Origin of the sequence: Vagococcus allomyrinae (assembly GCF_017829975.1) — a bacterium.
In the GTDB taxonomy this organism is placed as follows: domain Bacteria; phylum Bacillota; class Bacilli; order Lactobacillales; family Vagococcaceae; genus Vagococcus_D; species Vagococcus_D allomyrinae.
This window is the reverse complement of the sequence record NZ_JAEEGA010000001.1, coordinates 104,724-124,921: the sequence shown is the minus strand read 5'-3', so window position 1 is coordinate 124,921 and position 20,198 is coordinate 104,724. Positions and strand designations below refer to the sequence as shown.

Annotated in this window: 21 protein-coding genes; 2 read left to right on the top strand and 19 right to left on the bottom strand. The window is 39.0% G+C overall.

What is annotated here, in order from left to right:
• The first annotated feature begins 1 nt into the window (after position 1).
• Together I6N95_RS00485 and I6N95_RS00480 are read left to right on the top strand one after the other, a co-directional pair.
• Positions 2-853 carry a GGDEF domain-containing protein gene (locus I6N95_RS00485; RefSeq protein ID WP_209524376.1) on the top strand — a complete coding sequence of 284 codons (852 nt, stop codon included), beginning with the start codon at positions 2-4 and terminating at the stop codon, positions 851-853.
• An 11-nt stretch (positions 854-864) separates the two neighbouring features.
• Positions 865-1,338: a thioredoxin family protein gene (locus tag I6N95_RS00480; RefSeq protein ID WP_209524375.1), complete on the top strand. Its 474-nt coding sequence runs from the start codon at positions 865-867 to the stop codon at positions 1,336-1,338.
• Between the two features lie 109 nt (positions 1,339-1,447).
• Here I6N95_RS00480 and I6N95_RS00475 read toward each other — a convergent pair whose 3' ends face one another.
• The 19 genes from I6N95_RS00475 to I6N95_RS27615 all read right to left on the bottom strand — a co-directional run bounded on the left by I6N95_RS00475 (position 1,448) and on the right by I6N95_RS27615 (position 20,046).
• On the bottom strand, positions 1,448-2,671 hold the full coding sequence (locus tag I6N95_RS00475; protein ID WP_209524374.1) for an MFS transporter: 1,224 nt from the start codon (positions 2,669-2,671) through the stop codon (positions 1,448-1,450).
• A 96-nt stretch (positions 2,672-2,767) separates the two neighbouring features.
• On the bottom strand, positions 2,768-3,235 hold the full coding sequence (locus I6N95_RS00470) for a MarR family winged helix-turn-helix transcriptional regulator (protein WP_209524373.1): 468 nt from the start codon (positions 3,233-3,235) through the stop codon (positions 2,768-2,770).
• Between the two features lie 139 nt (positions 3,236-3,374).
• The gene (locus I6N95_RS00465) at positions 3,375-3,854 is read right to left on the bottom strand and encodes a glutathione peroxidase (protein ID WP_209524372.1); all 480 of its coding nucleotides are present in this window, start codon (positions 3,852-3,854) and stop codon (positions 3,375-3,377) included.
• Between the two features lie 170 nt (positions 3,855-4,024).
• Positions 4,025-4,891, bottom strand: coding sequence for a hypothetical protein (locus tag I6N95_RS00460; RefSeq protein WP_209524371.1), 867 nt, complete (start codon positions 4,889-4,891; stop codon positions 4,025-4,027).
• A complete protein-coding gene (locus I6N95_RS00455; protein ID WP_209524370.1) occupies positions 4,860-5,093 on the bottom strand; it encodes a hypothetical protein in 234 nt (77 codons plus the stop codon). Before I6N95_RS00455 ends, I6N95_RS00460 begins: the two co-directional genes overlap by 32 nt.
• A 159-nt stretch (positions 5,094-5,252) precedes the next feature.
• The gene (locus I6N95_RS00450; protein WP_209524369.1) at positions 5,253-5,975 is read right to left on the bottom strand and encodes a hypothetical protein; all 723 of its coding nucleotides are present in this window, start codon (positions 5,973-5,975) and stop codon (positions 5,253-5,255) included.
• Between the two features lie 24 nt (positions 5,976-5,999).
• The gene (locus I6N95_RS00445; RefSeq protein WP_209524368.1) at positions 6,000-7,151 is read right to left on the bottom strand and encodes a WxLIP family cell surface protein; all 1,152 of its coding nucleotides are present in this window, start codon (positions 7,149-7,151) and stop codon (positions 6,000-6,002) included.
• A 322-nt stretch (positions 7,152-7,473) separates the two neighbouring features.
• Complete coding sequence (locus I6N95_RS00440) at positions 7,474-8,283, bottom strand: WxL domain-containing protein (RefSeq protein ID WP_209524367.1); 810 nt, start codon at positions 8,281-8,283, stop codon at positions 7,474-7,476.
• Positions 8,284-8,317: 34 nt separating this feature from the next.
• Positions 8,318-9,109, bottom strand: coding sequence for a WxL domain-containing protein (locus I6N95_RS00435; protein ID WP_209524366.1), 792 nt, complete (start codon positions 9,107-9,109; stop codon positions 8,318-8,320).
• A 39-nt stretch (positions 9,110-9,148) separates the two neighbouring features.
• Positions 9,149-9,964: a WxL domain-containing protein gene (locus I6N95_RS00430; protein ID WP_209524365.1), complete on the bottom strand. Its 816-nt coding sequence runs from the start codon at positions 9,962-9,964 to the stop codon at positions 9,149-9,151.
• Between the two features lie 39 nt (positions 9,965-10,003).
• Positions 10,004-10,693: a WxL domain-containing protein gene (locus tag I6N95_RS00425; RefSeq protein ID WP_209524364.1), complete on the bottom strand. Its 690-nt coding sequence runs from the start codon at positions 10,691-10,693 to the stop codon at positions 10,004-10,006.
• Between the two features lie 16 nt (positions 10,694-10,709).
• Positions 10,710-11,420, bottom strand: coding sequence for a WxL domain-containing protein (locus I6N95_RS00420; RefSeq protein ID WP_209524363.1), 711 nt, complete (start codon positions 11,418-11,420; stop codon positions 10,710-10,712).
• A gap of 24 nt (positions 11,421-11,444) precedes the next feature.
• Positions 11,445-12,122, bottom strand: coding sequence for a WxL domain-containing protein (locus I6N95_RS00415; protein WP_209524362.1), 678 nt, complete (start codon positions 12,120-12,122; stop codon positions 11,445-11,447).
• Between the two features lie 28 nt (positions 12,123-12,150).
• Entirely contained in the window at positions 12,151-12,939 is a 789-nt protein-coding gene (locus I6N95_RS00410) for a WxL domain-containing protein (RefSeq protein WP_209524361.1), read from the bottom strand.
• A gap of 29 nt (positions 12,940-12,968) precedes the next feature.
• Entirely contained in the window at positions 12,969-13,706 is a 738-nt protein-coding gene (locus I6N95_RS00405; RefSeq protein ID WP_209524360.1) for a WxL domain-containing protein, read from the bottom strand.
• Between the two features lies 1 nt (position 13,707).
• Entirely contained in the window at positions 13,708-13,995 is a 288-nt protein-coding gene (locus I6N95_RS00400) for an LPXTG cell wall anchor domain-containing protein (protein ID WP_209524359.1), read from the bottom strand.
• Positions 13,996-14,164: 169 nt separating this feature from the next.
• Positions 14,165-15,265 (bottom strand): WxLIP family cell surface protein, encoded by a 1,101-nt coding sequence (locus I6N95_RS00395; protein WP_209524358.1) that lies wholly within the window; start codon positions 15,263-15,265, stop codon positions 14,165-14,167.
• 144 nt (positions 15,266-15,409) lie between these two features.
• Positions 15,410-17,902, bottom strand: coding sequence for a MucBP domain-containing protein (locus I6N95_RS27620; protein ID WP_209524357.1), 2,493 nt, complete (start codon positions 17,900-17,902; stop codon positions 15,410-15,412).
• 497 nt (positions 17,903-18,399) lie between these two features.
• Positions 18,400-20,046 carry an immunoglobulin-like domain-containing protein gene (locus I6N95_RS27615; protein ID WP_209524356.1) on the bottom strand — a complete coding sequence of 549 codons (1,647 nt, stop codon included), beginning with the start codon at positions 20,044-20,046 and terminating at the stop codon, positions 18,400-18,402.
• Between the last annotated feature and the right edge of the window lie 152 nt (positions 20,047-20,198).

Below are 20,198 nucleotides of genomic sequence, written 5' to 3'. Positions count from 1 at the left end.
TATGAAAAAAAATACCCAATTATTAGCAGACCTCTCCCTCTTAGGCTTTTTGTTGGCTACCTTTATTATGGTCGTTTTCGTCGGATTAACCAGTAGCCATCTGATGCAAAATATCATCTTCATGAATCTGGCGTTGATCTTAGCACTCGTGACATACTTTACCAACATTACTACAGGGTTAACCTTAAATTTAGTCTATATCTTTATCCAAGGTAGCTACGCGCTCTATCAAATTCTGGCAAAAAAAGACCAAATATTTATCTTGCCGACTTATTTCTGGCTAGTTATGACACCAATCTTTTCAGCCTTGGTCTTCGCACTGACCTATCAAATGCGCCAATTACAAAAGGAAAACACCTTACTACAGGCTCAATCTTTAAAACTTGGGATTATCGATGCCAAAAGCAAATTACGTAATTTGACGGCTTTTAACGACGATGCCCAAGTCTTTATGGATGCTGCTCGTCGGTTGGGCTTAGAAAACTATTTAATTGTCTTTCAGATGAAATTCTGGAAAGAAGTGGAAAAAATGCTGTCTGCTGAAGAAAAACAAGAAGTCATTCGCCTGACCGTTGATGCCATCAATGCCAGTCGTGGTGATTCTGGGATTATCTATATTTTGGACGAAGTCGAAATGACCTTCGGAGTGCTGATATTTAAAGAAGAAGCCCTTATCGAAGAACTGATCAATAACTTCCGGAGTCTTTACAGCACAAGTACCCATGAATTTTCGACACTTCATCGAATTCAGTTGGAAATAAAAATTGCTTATTCTCATTATGAGCCAGAAGCCATGCCAACCCCTTATTCTTATCTGCGTGCTGCGATCAAAGAATTGGAATACGATGTGTAATAGGAGGATCTATGAAAAAAATCATTATCATCATCGCGTTTGCCGCCTTCATTCTCGGCGGCTGTAGCAAACAGACATCATCACCAACTGAAACAACTGGAACTGATATCACCGTAACTAGCTCAACAAGTGACGCCGCTGTACTGGCATATGAAAAAGAGGTCAAAGGACTAACAGAGCTGTCATTGGATGACCTTAAAACCAAATTGGCAGAACCGACTGCATTTCTCATTTATCTGGGAAAACCGACTTGTGAGTATTGCCAAGCTTTCGTTCCTAAACTGACAGCTAGCTTAAAAGAACAACCACAAACCGTCTATTACTTCGATGTCACCGAAGCAGATACTAATCTGGAGATTAAAGAACTATTAGCCTCCTTAGAATTGGAATACGTCCCGGCATTTTTACGAATCTCAAATTCGGGAAAAACGATCGAGACCTTTGACAAAAAAAATGGTGAACTATCAGCATTTTTGAAAAGTTAAGTCTCACTGTCCCAAGCTTGCCAGATAATTGGTAAACTTGGGATTTTTTTACTAACCCCTCTCTGACTTTCTCTTAAAATTGATCAGCTCTCCTGCCATCAGCCACTTTTCAGCCGTTAGTCTGACTACTACGAAACAAGACAAGTGCTGCCCCAATCAGCAACATTCCCATAAAAGCCGGTGCGGCATGCCCCAATGAGACATAAAGCCGTCCCCCCACTAATGGGCCGATAATTCGCGCCAAGGCTTGAATCGATTGACTGCCGCCCTGAGCTCTCCCTTGTTCACTAGCCGCTACCGATTTGGAAAGCATCCCATTAAAGGATGACCCAAAAAGGGAATCACCAAAGCCGAAGATAAACATGCCAATAATTAATAACGGATAATAAGACAGCAAGGCTGAAGCCGCGATCAAACCATAACCTAATAGTTCGGAAATCATTCCCAGCATCACGATCTGCTTATCACTCATCCTCACTAATAATCGTGGCATAATAAAACCTTGAGCCACAATGTCTTGAATACCCATAATAGAAAACATCAACCCGATAATGGCTGGTTGCCAGTTAAAAGAATCGATGGTGAACTGAGAAAAGACCGCTTGTAACGAACCATTAGGCACCCACAGTAAGAATGCTGAAATCAATAACCACTTGATATTTTTTAGTGACAAAATACTTAGCAACTGGGTAAACGGATTTAGACGAACCAAGGGAATCGCGGCTAAACGATTGGCCTTGGCTAAACTCTCAGGCATGTAAAAATAGCCATAAATGACATTTAAAAGAGTGATCATTGCGCCAAAAAAGAGTGGCACAGAATAACCAAACTTAGCCAATAAACCACCTAAAGCCGGACCAATCGCACTACCGACGCCCACAACTGCACTCATCCAGCCAAAGTATTTAGTTCGCTGTTCTCGAGGAATAATGTCGGCAAAATAAGCGAAGATCGTGCTAATACTCCCCCCTGTCACCCCTTCAATGATCCGGCCCAAAAATAGGACCCACAGAGCACCACCTAAACCCAAAATAAGATAACCGATGGCAGAACCAAGTAAACAGATCAACAAAACCGGTCGCCGGCCATATCTGTCGCTTAGGGCTCCTAAACCTGGTGCTACAAAAAAGACACAAACAGCGTAGACTGATGTCAATAAAGTTACGACTATAGCTTGATTAGCAGAATCATTAAGATAGGGTGCCACAATAAAAGGCACCACCGGCATAATAATACTAAAACCAATCCCACATAAAAAAACAGAAATCAAACCGAAGATCAATGCATGTTTAGGGATAGGGGTAGTTGGACTAATAGTTGTGTTAGTTGACATAAAAAAACTCCTTTAAACTCAGCATTGTTTCCTTGTCAACAAAAATTCGAATAAAAAAATAGATAACTGAAGGCTCAGTTATCTCGGATTTTTAACTTACTCTCGTTTAACATCCAACTTAGCTATTTTAGCATCTAAATGTTGACTATACCCCCTCACAAAATTCAGCAAGCCATCTAATTGCTCCTCTGAAACTTGATCAAGAATCACCTTATCACGCTCTCTAAATTCTTGATGCAACGCTTCATGTATCTTAAAAACTTCCCGACCTCGGTCAGTTAATCTAAAATAGATTTCCTTCTTATTAGTCGGCTTTTGATAGCGTTCAATCAGACCCTTATTCATGAGCTTTTTCGTTAATTTACTGATGGCACCACGGGTCATATAGAAGGCATCAGCTAATTGGGTCACATTGGAATCGTCATTTTTTTCAATATACTCGATACAATGAACTTCAGTGGATTGAAAGCCTTTAAGGCTCTCTTCCATCTTCAGCTTGTTAATCCAAGCCAGCTTATTATATAATTGTCTGACATTTACCATAACTTGGTCTTCTTTATTCATCCTTGAGCTCCTGGATTTCTCTTAAGCTCATTATACGAAAAAATTGTTTCCATTACAACAATCTCACTAAGTGGCAGCTAGTGGCTAAAATAAAAAAGCTACCTCAATTTAAGAGATAACTTCTTTGACTAACAACACGTTACTTTTTCCCTAATAAAGCTTCAATGTCCCCGATCATCTTTTTCGGACTATCCTTGGGCGCATAACGCTTCACGATATTTCCTTCTTGATCAATTAAAAACTTCGTAAAGTTCCACTTAATTTTGCTACCTAATACCCCTGTCGTATTGTCCACTAAATACGTAAAAATCGGATTGGCATCCTCGCCACTTAACTTGGAAATAGCATGCATTGGAAAGGTGACGCCATAAGTCAATCGACAAGCTTCACTAGCTTCCTCGCTCGTACTTAGTTCCTGTTTAAACTGATTAGACGGAAAACCTAGGATTTCCAATCCCTGATCTTGATACGTTTCATAAATTTTTTCCAAATCCTCAAACTGAGGAGCTAACCCACATTTGGTTGCCGTGTTGACAATAATTAGAATTTGACCTTTGTATTTTTCCAAGGAGTACGTCTCACCATTTTCCAGAGTTGCAGCATAATCGTAAATTGTCATCTCATGTTCCTCCTTCAGTTGATTGTTTGATCTTACCGTTCTTATTAATTATACGCTAAAAAGGTAAAAAAAGTATCAAATGATGCTTTCCTCTCCTAACCACTTTTTCAAATAGCACAAAGAAACAAAAAAGTCCCCTTCATCAGATCGAATCTAATAAAGGGGCATGTTTATTCTTCTTCTTTGGCAAACTGCGCTTCCTGATAATTCATCATATACTCCATATCAGCGCTAATTGTCGTCTGAGGGCGCTCTTCTTTAGGAATAGTCCCTACCTCATTGACGTCACATAAATAAATAATCACTGTCTCCATAGGATTGGTCATTTTATATTCAAAACTAAAAGTTCCATCATTGTTAACGGTAATCTGCTGTTCTTCTTCACTAACAGAGGTCGTCATGCTGAGTTTCTTAATACTGCCTCTGACTTTCCCTTTGACCGTTGCTAAGCCTTCAATATTGGTTTCAAAATTTCCTTCAACATCTACTGAAAGACCATCGCCTTCTGCTTCCTCGGCTTCCGCTTGTTTCTTTTCTTCCTCTGCCTTAAATTCTGCCTGTTTCTTCTCTTCTTCTGCCTGCTTTTGAGCTTCTGCTTGTTTTTGGGCTTCAGCTTCTTTCGCAGCCTTTTCTTTTTCCGCCGAATTAGCAGTTTTTGGCTTTTCTTTCTCCGACTCTTTCGTCTTTTCTTGACTGCTGGATTGACTGGTGCTACTGCTTTTAGTTGTCGCAGTCGATTTTTTCTTGGCCTTTGTGGACTCTTTTTTTTCCGAAGCCACAGTGGCACCTGTGATGCCATCAGTAAACAACGCATAATAACTAGAACCCAATGCCAGCATGCCAAAAACTACTACTAAAGCGCCCAATATCTTATGACGCTTTTGGGCGAGTTGACGCTTTTCGATACAGCTGTCATGGCCCATTTCATGGCGTTTTTTGGGTTTAGTTAAACCTGTCACTGTCGATAAATGAATCAAAAAGATCAATAACAGCAAACCAAACGCACTACTGAGAATTATCACTAATCGTCCCATCACTCATCACGGCTTTCTTTTTTTTTCGCTTGCTCTTCTTCTTTTTGCCACGCTTAGTAGGCGCTTCTTCAATTTCCTGCTTTAATTCATCAATTTGAGTCTGCAGATAAATTTTTTGTCTTGCTACTAAAATCAAACCAACTAGGGCTCCTAGATTCATCACTGCCAAAATTATTAAAACAATCATCAATAGTTGTGTACTCACTCAGATATCGCCTACTTACTCTTATGATTTTTTATTCATTTAACATTTCCTTACAAACTGTCTACTAAAATTATATCAAATAACACCCCTTTTTTCTACAACAATATAGAAAAAAACAGCAACAACTAGCCAGCTGTTACTGCTTAATTCACCGATACATTACTTCTCGCGTTTAAATGAAATACCACCGCTGGCAAATAAATCATTACGCAAATTCAAGGTGTCACCACCCATTTTCGACCATTTAAAGTCTCTTAAAACATATTTAAATAAAGTATCTAAGTCTTTATCTCCAAAGGAATATTCCACGCCGGCCTTGGTGTAAGCCAATAACATCGTCTTTTTATCATCTAAAACAACTGTAAACATATCTTCGTTTTCGACAAAGCTTTGGACTGTTTCTGCTCCAAGCTTCTCATAATTTAGTTGGATAAAGACCTTTGTATCAGTTACAAAATACTCGTTAGCCGCTTCTTTCGTTAACTTACTTTTAAATACCATGTCCATTCCGTTGGTGCCATTGGCATTTAACATGGTGAAGGTTGAATTATCTTTGTTATTTTCAATCTTATATTCAGCACCAACAGCTTCTCCAGTCCACGTTCCGGCAATTTTCGAGTTTAGAGGGTAATAACGATAAAAAAGTAAACCCATCGTCACAAGGAGGATCACCGCAACCCCAGAAAGAGCGATTAAGAGATATGGGCGTCCTTGTTCTTCTTCTGTTTCATACTCATCATCTAAATCTGTTGCCAGTTGCTCTACACCAGAGTCCCCCATTTCCACTGAAGTCTCTGTATCTGTCTGCCCCTCAAGTGACTCTTCTGTTATCGTCTGAGACGATTCGTTTAATTCTTCTTGCTTATCGGTTAACTTATCCATCTTGCTTATCACCTTCCATTACGCTTATTTGCGAGATTTTCGACTGCTAGATGATTTTGAGCTACCGGATTTAGAAGACGATGACTTTTTCTTTCTAGCGTTTCTAGCTTTACGTTTTTTCTCTTGTTTACGATTATTTAGGACAATGATTAAGATAATAATAATCAATAATAGTACGCCTAATCCGATTCCAATCATGATGATTAATTGAGTATTATCATCATCTAGTTCAACAGCTTTTTCATTTAATTTCTTTGCTAAGTCTGCGTCGATTGTGAACTCTTCTGTCCAGCTCCACTCTTCACCGTAGTCAATCGACTTAGCTGTGACAACCGCCTTATAATTGCCACCTTGGAACGGTTTATTCTCCCAATCTACCCCAAAATTAAAGTTTGAGTTAGGCGCCATCTTCATATTTTGTGTTTTTGTTTGATGGAGCACCTCTTCACTATTGCCACGGTAAATTTTGGCATCTACTTCCAAATCACGAATATAAACAGGCTGTGTATTTTGTAAATTAATCCCTAAATAGTTCCGATAATTGACTTGGGTAGGAATAATTTTCTTTTTATCCAACTCCAAATCGCCTTTTAACCCTTCAAGACTTTCTTCTGTCCGTAATTGGACACCAACCACGTAAACAAATTTGTTCTTTATTTGAACGCCGCCGCCACCTTCTTCTGTTTTATCTGCTTTATCTTTCTCTGTGACGTGAATCCCACCAGCAATAACCCCAGTATACGACTCAGCAGGCATGTTGATCTTTATTTTTGCCACTGCTTTCGACTTAGCAGGCACCAAAACCTCTTTCGTTGTTTCGCTAATCGTTGAAAATGGATATTTTAAGGTGGGATCTGGGTCCAATTTAACTGGACTATAATCAATCACACCATTGTCATTGGTAAAAGCCGAGTTTGCGGTGACTTCAACAGTCAAATCTTCGTCAGAAGAATTACTCAAATTGACCTCCAGCTCTTGTTCCTGACCTGGTTTCATCAGTAAATCAAAGTACGTTTTTTCCTTATCTATTTGGTTATCTGGAATCACAGCACTAACCCCAACGTTAGACTTCTTCCCTTGCTCATCAGCAGCAAATACCTTTGTCCCTGATAATCCCATTGTTAGTAGAAAGATACCGATTAGTACTTTCACTTGATTGATCGCTTTTTTACTCATGTCATCCTCCTAAATTATATGTTGCATTTATGAACTAGTATCCCATAACAATTGAGACCTTAAGATCCCCTTCTGTTATCCCCTGTAAAATGCTCCATGTTTAACTATACTCTCTGTTATAATTATAACTTCTTTACGAACAAAAGTCATGCTCATTCGCTATTTATATCTGCATTAATGAGCAAGACTCACCTTTTTATTATATCTCTTTTTTGAACAGCAAGCAATAAGAAAAGTTGGAAGTTTTTATGAATTATAAACTCTCAATGATAACGCGTTTACCCCAAAAAAAAAAGAGCCCTCAGGCTCTTTTTTTAGTTTATTAATCAGGTGTATTAGACAACGTCCAAGTCAGTACTGATTTATATGTCGCTGTTTTATCTTTATCAACACTACCAGGCACTTTCAATGTTACACCCTTAATCGGCGTATTAGCATCAAGATTTGTGACTTCTTGACCTGTAGCTCCTGGGTTTTTAATAACATATTTAGCTTCTTCATCCAACATGTAAGTCGTTTGACCAACAGCCGCACCATCTTTTGAAGATAAAATTAATTGTGACCCACTAGAAACATTAACAGATGTTTTAGTAAAGGTAATATTCGCTAATCCTAAAGCAGTAATTTCTTGCCCTGGCACTGTACGCATGCTATTAAACACTCTAGGTTTAACAAATGACAACGTTGACGCGCCTAAATTAACACCCTTTGTGTCATCTTTAAATTGACCAGCAGAAACCTTTAATGACCAATCCCCTGTTCCAGCTGCTAAACCACGAGCATCGCGAACAATTGCCATCGGTGGCAACGTATATTTAGTAGCAGGTGTTTCTTTGTTTGTATATACTTGTGGTAATGGATTATACTCAGCATCTGTCATTTTCATTTTTACTGTTCCGAATTCTAAACCAGGCACAGTCATGTTTAAGCCAGCTTCAAATTCTTCCGTTTCACTACCAGTTGGTGGCGTAACAACAATTGGCGGCTCCGTTTCAGGAAGGATAATATCATCAACACTTTCTGGCTCAAACTTGATTACACCTTCCGTGTTTTTATCTACTGCTAATGCTGCTGGGGCAACTAAGCCTAGCGCTAAAGTTGTTAATAATGTTGAAAGTAATACTTTTTTCATTCGTCTCATCCTCTTCTACAATAAATTAATGATATTATGGGGCAGTTGTCATTGTCCAAGTAAGTGTTGCGTTGTACTCTACAGCTGCATCAATCGCCACGCCTCCTGGAATATCTAAATCAATCCCCTTAACCTTAGAATCGGCCGTAAGTGTTGGAACAAACTCACCCGTTGGATTAACAGTGTATTTAGATTCATCATCTAACATATAAGTTGTTTGTAAATTACCAACACCATTCGCAGCACTAATTAGTGGTTTAGGGCTTGCCGCTAATTCAATCGGTGAAGCAAAAGTAAAGCCTGCTAAACCGGCAGTAATTTCTTGATTACCTGGCGTAAGTCCGTTATTACTAAATACACGAGGTGTCACAAATTTAATTTGGGCACCTGCAATTTTTTTAGTCGCATCATTCTTTTGTGCTAACTCGCCGGCTGATATTTGCATGTCCCAACCGCTAGTTTTTGATCCACGAATATCTCTTACGACAACAGTTGGTGGTAGGAAGTAATCCTTATTATCGTCAACACCTGTAAATTTAAGTGCTTTAGGATTGTAAGTTTCTTTTGATAAGCTAATTTGTCCTGTCCCAAAATCTAGGTTAGGGACAGTAAAATTAATCCCATCAGAAGCTAATTCAGTCTTAGTTTCATTATCGTCAGGGGTAACTTTAACTGGAGGATTCGTATCAGGAAGCTCCAATACTTTACCTGGGTCTACACCTGGTTCAAAAGTAATCTTACCTATTGTATCAGCAGCCAAAGCCGCTGGTGCCACTAAAATCAAACCTAAACCTAAAATTGCTGATGTCATTAATTTCTTTTTCATGTGTGTTTCTCCTTTTAATTTCATATTTTCGGTAATTAATTATTTGCCTGGTTCGTCAGAAATTGTCCATGTAACAACAGAACGATACGTACGATCCACTAATTTTTTAGATGACTCAGGAACAGATAGACGAATAGACTCTTCATTTCCTTGTGTCGTGTGTTTATTTGGGTAGCCAATATCACCAGTCGTTTGCGCATCTCCTTCATGGAAAGCAATTGACCACTGACCCATTCCTTTATCTTTTTTAGCAGATGCGAAAATATAATCCTTGTCATTTAATTCAAAAGTACCAAAAACATCTGGAGCTGAAGCATTCGTTACACTGCCGTCTTTAGAATGGACGTTTGCATGACCTTCACCAATTGAAATTACCGCCCCTACTAAGTCATTTCCTGCTTCAATTTCAGGTACGAGTTTATTTTCATCGCCAGCTTTTACTAATTCGAAAGGTCCAGCTTTAACAGAAGTCGTCCAACCAGCATTTGATCCACGTCTATCTGTTACTTCAACCGTTGGTGCTGCATAGAAAACATCTGTGGCAGACGTTTTGAATTCGTCTTGTAAAACAGGCGCATCAACTGCGGCATTTGTTAATTTAACTTGACCAAAATCAAATTGTGGCACACGGTCAAAACGTAAATACCCTTCAGTACCTGGACGTTCTGGATCCACAATAATTGGTTCTGGTGTTGGTTTTGTTGGATCGACTGGTGTTGGTTTGTCACCATCTGGATCATTGATAAATTGAACTTTTCCTTTAGTTGTTGCTGATTCTGCCAATGCTGCTGGTGCCATCAAACCAAGTGCTAGGACTGATAGTACCGTTGTTGTCATAATTTTTTTCATTTTCATCTCTTTTATCTTCCTTTCATCCCATAAAACCTTATATCATTAGTCCCCTGTATTCAACAGAGTCCAAGTAACCGTTGTTGAGTATTCTTTATTTTCTTTAATTGGTTGCCCATTGTTGCCACCAAAAACTTTCAATTGAACCTTGTCATTTTGACGTTTGCCAGCTTGGGTATCATCTTGTAAGTCACCAAAGAATGTCGTCCAAGTACCGATACCTTCATTCGGTTTCGCATTCATCATCATAGCCTCACCACTGCCTGGCGTTAGCTCTGTTGCTACTCCTTTGACAGACGGTACGCCACGGGAGGCTCCTTCGTCTTTACTAGTCGCAACACTTGTTGGTTCTAATTTTAGACTAGCAGATAACACATCACCATCGGCCGTTTTAAACTGATCGTCCATCTTGACAGTCAATTTCCAACCAGCATTATTCCCACGGCTATCAATTGTTGTCACATTCAATGGAGCAAACTTTTCAGTTCCGCCAAATTCTGTAAATTTGTCGGAGTCTTGATAAAGGGCATTGTAAGTTTTAGTGTCACCACTGATGGCAACTTCGCCGAAGATAATATCTGTGGCCGTCGCTACTCTCAATGGATTGTCTTCATGAGTAAATGTCACTTTACCCGCTGACTCAGCTTCAGCAGGGCCTGCTGCTAAAGCAGTCGGTCCAATTAAAGTTGAACATAGTAATGAAGTTAATAATGTTGCTTTTATTGATTTTTTCATCCTAACCGCTCTCCTTTTACGCTGGATCATCCGTCAATGTCCATGTCAATGTTGACGTATATTTGGTTTTCGATTTAGTCGAGATACCAGGAATACGTAACTCAATACTTCTGTTTTTTGTCTCTAACTTCTTGTTGTCTGATGGTACATCAGAGGCTTGACCAAAGTAGACATTGTTAACACCCATACCATTATCTTTTTTAGCAGTCGCAATCGTTGCTGCACTGCCGTTGACTTTTACCTCTGATTGAAAGATCCAACCAGTTGCTTCGACTGGTACTTCGGCATTAGGTAAAATGGCTTGCGTATCTTTATCTACACTGTTCTTTTGGGCATGAGTTGAGGTCATCACTAATTCAGCATTAGCCAAGGTTACATCCTCACCCTTGTCATTTTTCCCTTTAAAGGCATCATTCTGAACTTGTAAAGACCAGCCTTGGTTGGTACCACGGTTATCAACGACTTGCATATAGTTCGCGCGATACTTATTATCAGCATTTTTATCATTTTCCAAGTAATGAGCATAATAAGACTTATCAGAGCCAGAAATTGAATCAATACCAAAGGTAATATCAGTCACTTTTGAAATTCTTAAGGGACCATCTGGATGATCATCTTCTATTAAAGTAATATCTGCATCAGAATTTTTAGGCGTGGCAGCCATTGCTGGCGTGGCTACACCTAACGTTAATAAAGCAGTTATGGTTAAAAATGTAACTTTTTTCATCGTGTCACTCCTTATTCTTTTACTTTACGGTGTGTTGGATAACGTCCACGTTAATTCCGCTAAGTAAGTTGCATCCTGAACTTTCACAGAATCTCCTGGAACAGTTAACGTCACCTTATCATCTCCAACATTTCCCGTTTTACCAATTACTTCTGGCGTTACATCAGCTGAGTTATCCCCGAAGAAATAATTCGACTTGCCGATACCTAAACCTGAGGTAGCTGTCACAATCGTTTTTGCCGAAGCTCCCAATTCAATAGCCGTCTGCCCTGCTGGAATAGCAGCTGGTTCATTTTCAACCTTAACTGAACGAGTCGGCGTTAAAGCTAAAACCGCACCAGCTAATTCGGTTTTAGCTGCATCATTGGCTTTAAAAGGCGTGATAGACGCTTCCAACTTCCACCCTTCCGTCGTGCCACGATTATCGGCAATATGAATGCTTGGCGCTAAATATTCCGTCACACCACCGACTGTTTCTTTTTCGCTTTCAATATAGCGGGCTTTGTATGTTTTAGTCGAACCTGAAATTGTTTGTTTACCAAACTGAATGACAGGTGTCTTTTCAATCTTTAACGGATCGTCATCTTTGACCATCGTCACAGATGCATCTGATTTAGCATCCGCAGCAGATGCCACTGTCACGCCGTTAACGGCTGACAGTAACAAAGCGGCACTAAGGAGTATATACTTTGTTTGTTTCATTCGATAAACTCCATCCTTCCTTAGTATGTTATGGAGTCGCTGCTCCTGGTTCATCCGTCAACAACCATTCAACTTTGGCTGTATAGGCTTCACCTTTTATTTTTTTAGACTTCCCTGGGACAAATAATTGAACTGATTCAGCAGCATTAGCCGCAGTATCGCCAACCACATGACCATGTGTTACAGCCCAAGAACCAACCCCTTCATCACCCGTTCCTTTAGCAGCACCAATTGTTGTAAAACCAGTATTTGCTAGAGAAACAGTGACTTGTTTACCTGCACTAAAGACAGACGGTGCATTTGATTCATTCGAGCTACGTTTAAACATTTCTGTGTTTTTAAAGGTAATACTTGTGTTATCAAGCTTAACCCCACTAGCTGTTGTAAATTCTTGTGACATTCTTACTCCTAACGTCCAACCAGCGTTCGTTCCACGGTTGTCCGTCACTTGAATGAAGTTAGGCACATCAAAAGTTGGTGAAGTCGGCGTATCTTTTAATTTATCCAAGTTAGCATTATAAGTCTTATTATTACCTGACATTGGTACCTCACCGAAGTGATAACGAGAAATGTAGTCAATAACTAATGGACCATTTGGGTGTACTTCATTACCAGGGTCACCAGGAAAGACTGTTTCTTCTTTATCTTTATCATTTGGATCAATCAGAGGATTTTCTTCATCCCCAGGTCCCATATCTCTTAAAATGATATCCGCATCTGTATTGTATGATGAATCTGCTGCTAATACAGATGTTGTTGCCAATGTCATTGCCCCAATACTTGCTACTGCTACTGCTAATACTTTTGTTTTTTTCATTTCTCTATCTCTCCCTATAAAAGTTTTTATTAATTACTTGGATCGTCTGTTAATGTCCAGCTTAATGTTGTTGAATAAGCGGCTTTATTAATTTTAGTGTTAGCAGGAATTGTTAATTTAACACTTTCAAGACCTTTTTCATCTGTATCCCCAAAAGCAGTTGTCCATGATCCCATACCTTTTGTACCATCACCAGCTGCGCCAGAAACTTTTACCGCACCAGCACCCGGTTTAATCACAATACTTTGGCTCGCTACTGGACGAACATCTACGCCAGTATTGTTAACTGAGTTCACATAGCCATTTAATAATGACAATGTAGTGGCTTCAATCTTAGCAGAGCCATCAGCTACCGCAAACGGTGTATCTTGTTGAACTGTCAATGTCCAACCAGCTCCGCTTCCACGGTGGTCAGAAACTTGAACAAAGTTAGGACGTTTTGTCACTGTATCTTTATTGACAGTGTTTTCTGCGAAAAATGAACTAACATTTCCTGACATTTTCACTTTTCCAAAATGCAAGTTTGAAATGTAGTCAATTGATAAAGGACCTTTGTTGCCAGTGATTTCATCTTCATCTTCTGGTTCCCAGTCTTCATCTTCTTTTGGTTCTAATGGATCTTTTGGATTAGTTGGACCATCATTTTCGAGAAATTCAATATCAGCCTTGCTATCTGCTTGGCTTGTTGTTGCCGCTAATGCTGCTGGTCCTTGTAAAAATAAGATACTTGATAGTAATGCTACCCCTAATAAAGATTTTGCTTTCATGTTAAATTTCCTCCGATTTTCTTCTAAATGTTATTACCCCTCCGGCACCAATTAAAAGTACCCCTAATGCTGAGTATTGCCACATGCTAGTTTCACCTGTCTGTGGTAATGTAATCACTTTTTTGGGCGGGTTAGGCGTTGGATCTGGTTTTGGATCAGGTGTTGGGTCTGGCTTGTCGGGATCCCATGCTTCAATAAATTCGATATTCGCTTTACTGCCAGCACTATCTGCTAGGACCTCACCTGTTTTCACAGTTGCTGCCAATGTCATGAGTAACACTGCCGCCATCCCTAACCTTCTGATTGCTTTTTTCAAACCAAGATTCCTCCTCTCCTCGACTCTTTTCTAGATAAAACATGCCTTACTCAGTTCACATAAAACACCTTTGCGAACTAAAGTCATTGTCAAAACTCACGTTGTGACTTTAAAGTACACTTGACGATCATCTTGATAGTTTTTATCTTTTAATGCTAGTAACTTTTCTTTTTTTAACGACCTTTTTACGAATCGCCTTTTTAGAAGCATTTTGATTCTTTTGATATTTCAATATCAGTAGTACAGCAATTCCCATCGCAATTAGCACTCCGACTAAGAGATACCAGATGGTATTGCTCTTTTGAACAGTCGGTGTCGCCTCTTCCAAAATCTGCTCTGCTTGAACAGCATTAATCTTAAACTCTTTCTCCAAATCAAAGGTCTCTGCGCCGATGGTAATTGCCAGCTTTAATGTGTATGTACCAGCACCTATAATCGCACCGTTTAAAGGGATACCATAGTCAAAATTGGTATTGGGCGCCACTTCTAGATCCGTCCGCTTATTTTCCAATACGGCTTTTGAGGCCCCTTTCTCAATAACTGTTGTCTCAATCGTCACATCCTTTAAATTCTTAGGTTGTGGATTTTGCAAATTCGCAAAAATCAGATTGCGACCATTCGTATTGATGACTCCCACGGTTGATAATAATAACTCCGATGGCAGCTCTTCCACAGGCACATTACCATGCATCACTAAGGCGATATCATAACCGTACTGATTGTTGATGGCCATTTGATCCTTAGTTTCAGCTTTCTTTGGAGAATCGGTCTCTTTAAGTCTAAAGGTTAAACCACCTGCTAAAATCCCAGGAAAATCAGTTTCTGGTGCTTCAATTGCAATCTTTGTTCTCACTTCCGAATTAGCTTTGACGGTGACCTCATTATCAGCCACTTTTACTAAGGTAGAAATATCAATAGCCAGAGACTTATCAGGTTTCCCCTCGACTTTCTTATACTCCATGACACCATTAGAATTTGTGGTTAGTTGGCTAAAAGCCACTTCGACCGTTAAATCCTTCTTAGTAACATTTCGAATAAGCACTTCGACGGTTTGTTTCTGACCTTTTTCCAGTTTTAAATCAAAGTAGGTTTTTGATTTATCTACCTGATTCTCTGGAATAATGGTCTCTATCTCGAAGGGGAGAGCATTTGCGCTCACTTCTGTCTGATTGACACCAACTATGACCAAACAGAATAGAACAGCCATTACATTGATGATTACTTTTTTTACATAGTGTTGCACCTTTCTTTATCCTCCTTGCCTCAGCCTTCACATAATAAGACTTTTGACTCTTTTGAGACACTTGTCTCTTGCTGTGCTGACTGGACATGACGATTGTCGCAGTTTTGTTACTCAAGTTCGCTTAGTTATGTTTTTTGAACCATCTTACAAACCATCGCGAAGGGTCCACATAATCGTACCACTATACGCACCACTCTTAGCTTCGCCACCTTTAACTTTAACGTAAGGGCGATTGTCTGCTGCATCATCCCATGATTGGGAGATATCGACAACACCTGTTGAAGTGGTTGTATGACTTACTACTTTTACGGCTGTATCAGTTAACACAATTGGCGTACCACCGGTTTGATAGTACAAAGCATTTGGTAACTGATGATTATTCTTGCTTGCGTTCGTCAATGGCGTAGTAACACTTGCCATCATCGTCCACTGATTGCTGCTACCGCGTAAATCTCTAACTGATAGTGGTTGATCTTTTGTTTCCAAAGGATAAACCTGATCAGTCAATTTGATTCCATGATTGTCACCAAAATTCATTGTAGCTGGTGCCGATTCAAAAATTAATTGACCTGCTGTCACAGTTGAGACAAAGTCGGTTGCTTTAAGCTCACTGGCTACCATACCATCTGTATAATCACCGCTGGCTTTCGCTTCAGCTGTAATGATATCACCTGGTTCGGCATCAGCATTAACTTTTCCATTATACGTCACAATCAGATTCGCATTGCTCGGTACATTATCTGTTTCTTTCACTGTTGCAGTATACTCACCTGTTGCTGGATTATAAGTCGGTAGATCAAGTTCTGTATCTACTCCATTCAATGATGCGACTAACTTAAAGTCCTTGACATTAGCCAATTCAATCACGCCTGAAACTTTTCCGGAAATGGTAAAGTTTTTATACATGGCACTATCGTTTAGCTTGCTTTCAACTGAAACTTTATAGGATATCTCATCTTCTACTTTAACACTAGCTGCTGATGAATCATCTGCTTTGACAGCTGCTTGGTTAATGGTGAAGCGGTTTTCACTGTATACGAAGATGACTTCTTTAGACGCTAAAGTTATTTCCCCTTCTACATCGTCACCTATAGATTTCTCATACTTGTATCCATTAAGATCAATTTTCTTAGAAGTAGCGTCATACTCTGATCCCAATAGACCAGAAATCGAGTCGTCTTCATGGATTTTATTTCCTGTTTCATCCTGATACTTAACAATTACTTTACCGATATTTTCAATAGGGAGTGGGGTATCAGTTTCAACGTCCTCTTCAATGTCCGTTTCTTCTGTCGTAGTCCCCGTAACAGTTGCAAGATTGGTAACATCCATCCCAGCTGACTTAGCTGCCAATTGGACCTTAAATTTAATCGTAATTACTTCACTATCATCAATCACAATAGCTGGATGTTTAGGTCCAGGTATGTTCAATGTTCCTACATATGGATTAGCATCTGTAGGGTTAACATTTTTAGTAAAGGCATCTTCAAATGGAATTTCGATAGGTGCATTACCATTACTATTTTCAATAGTGATGTTTCCCACTGGAACTGGTTTCTCCATTGGATTTTCAAACGCCCAAGATAATTCATCTTTAAGCTGAACATTTTTATAACCAAATCCACCATCAGCTTCCATTTTAATAGTATACTCGATAATGTCTCCTACTTGGTTAGGTTCATCTTTGTCTGGATGAGTCAAATTTACTGCTGTCTTGGATTTTGTCATTTCTTTCATCGGTCGAATCGCAACTTCATAACTCAACGTTCGAGATTCGTGAGCACCTAATGTGACAGCACCCCAAGTCATATATATACCAGTATCAACATTATCCATGACCACTTCATTTTCAAGCTTTTGCATCGCTTCTTTAACAGCCGGATAATTAGCCTGATCATCTTTATCAGGTCCAAATACAGCATTAAACTCCCAAGCCTGATCATATCCCATATAAGCAATTGGACCATTATCAACAGCTGTATTATAGTCAAGACGATATTCGTCTGATTCAATATACAATCCTTTATTTGGGCCTCTAGACATGATTGGGACTTTATCAAAATTATTTAATTCAGTATCGACAAACTTTATTGGATAAACGGTTCTAGATTCATCGCTGTCATTTGTGATTGTAAATGTATGGAGAACTGCACTATTCCTTGCATTAGCCTCCATATCCAAATCTACTTTCCACGAAGGATCAGACTTCTTAGCTCCTTGAGCACTAATTAACTTCCCATTAATACCGGTTTGAGCAAGTGAAACTGCCCCAGCTTTATCTCCTTGAATAGGGTTAGGCGTCGGTTTATTCTCACTATCCAGAGTATATTCAAAATCAGTTTCAATGAGATTTAACGGGATATTACTCCCCCCTAATATCCCATCTGTACCAGTCCTGAAGATATGAGCAATACGGTTGCCATCTTTCGTTAAATACTCCACATTAGGAATCGGCTCACCTGCAAGCGAAACAGAATAACCATAAACTAATCTACCAGCAGTTACAGGTGGACTTTGCCATTGAGATTCCGGCGTGCTCGGATTTGCCGCCATTAAATTCATTTTGGAACGGCCTAATACAATTAGTCCTATCATTAATAAAAGAGCAATAACGACAATTCTATTAATTTTTTTCACATTTTTCACTCCTTTATTGAATTTTCTTTGATTCTTAATTTTAGTCAACTCCTTTCTTCGTTATTCAACGCTCCCCTAAACCATCCATTATGTCGTTTCTCTAGTTTTATAAGCGTTGTTTTTTGAACGAGATGGTAAATTAGGGCCTCTCGTTCTCTTTCCGAACTTCAACCTTTGAAAACAACAAAAGGTTACTAACATGAAACTTTTGTAGAAAGTACATCCATTATAGGGCAAGCATTATGCCTACCACACTTATTCATTTTATCATCCTTAATATAAAATGTACAGTCACTTTTAACTTATTTTTTGAACAGATAAATTCGTCCTTAATATTAAGCCTGATTATCGCTCACAGCTTCCTATGACAGGACAACCAATTTATTTGAGACATTATAATATTAATACTATTTAATTGAACGAATCGTTTAGACAAAATTCCTAAGTCCAAAAAATGGTGAGTATTACCTTCTCACCATTTCTCTTTTAATATTTGATTAGACTACTGATACAATAATTGTTTTAGTTGTCACGTTACCGTGACTATCAGTTACAGTATAGGTAACGGAATATTGACCTTTTTTACTAGTATTAACAAATCCCTCTACACTCACTTTTGAAGTTAGATCTCCATCCTCCATATCCTTAACTGTTATACCAGCCAACTCATCGAAATCCTCACCTTTATCCATCTCAAAATCATCAGCCCCAATTATTTCAGGAGCGGCATTTTCAACAAGCAGAGTACTATCTGGCTTGACGTCTTCATTAACTAAAGATTCTTCTTCAGATTTACCTGAAATATTAGCTAAATTGTCAATTTCCTGACCTGCTGCTGGATGAGCGATCTTAGATTTAATCTTAATCGTGATTTCCTTACCTCCACCTACAACACCAGCTGGAATAGTAAAGGTTCCAACTTTTGGATCAGTTGCACTTGGACTCGTATTCGCTTTGTAAACATCTTTCAATGCATAAGTTGATTCCACACCTTGATCATCAACAACGGTAATCGGTGCTGTTGGGTTTTCAAAGTACCATGACAGTTCATCAGTAATTTTAATACCATAAAAATTATCTTTAGGTGATTTCACCTTAACTGCATATTCAATTTCATCTCCAACATAATTCTTGCCATCAGTTCTTGTCAAGTTAGTGACAGACACTGAATTCTCCAAATTAGCGATTGGACGAATCCCTACATCATAGCGCATAGTGACAGATTCACCTGGTGCTAATGTCTTTTTACCCCAGGACATGTAAATGGAGGTATCCATTTTTTTACTGGCATCTGAACTACCAAAAACAATCTCGCCTTCAGCAGCATTCATGCCTGATTTATCTTGATTATCCATGTCAGGGCCAAAAGTATAGGCAAATGAATAACCTTGGTCAGCGCCTTTATAAATCTCTGGACCGTTTTCAACGTCCATTATATAATCCAAACGATACCACTTAGCTGCTGGATCAGCTGGATTGGCACTTGACTCGATATATAATCCTTCGCCGGCCCCCCGGGAATAAACGGGTACATAATCGTTCATATTCAACTGAGTATCCACATATTTAATTGGGTAAACAGTTCTCGTTTTACTATCATTATTCGTAATGGTATAGATATGGCTAACCGCCGTTTGTTGAGCGTTAGCTTTCATATTAACCTTGATTGCCATCTTATCATCTTTATACTTAGAACCCGTTCCGACAACTTCATTAGCTCCAACTAACTGAGAGTTAGTAAAAGATGCCATCCCTGATTGCTGTAATGGTAATCCATAATCAAAAGTATACTCATCTTCTGTTTCAATAATATTAAACGCCGGAGTTGTTCTCAAACGATAATTAATAGTTGCTCCTTCACGATAATCAAAAACGTGGCGAATATTGATAGAGGCATTTTCCATATATTCCACATTTGGTATTCCAACTCCTACCTTAGTTCCCGTTTGAACACGACCTTCAGATATACCATATCTCAGTTTGCCAGAATCAATACTAGGACCAATCCAAGGCGTATCTGTCAAGGCTCTTAAAGATCGGTTTGTGGCAGCTGCCTGTACTTTTACAGATGGAATTGTTGCAGATAATAGCGACGTCGCTGTTAAAATTGTCAACACCGCAATGTACTTATTTGTTTTTTTCACAATTGTTCACTCCTCAAATAGTTTAAATAATGTTCCCTAGTAAAGCCAATCTCCTTTCTAAAAAATGTCAATTCCCCGTTCTATATAACCTTTTATTCGAACATCTTTTTAACAGTGTCCTCTAAAAGCATCCCACCATACAAAATACACGT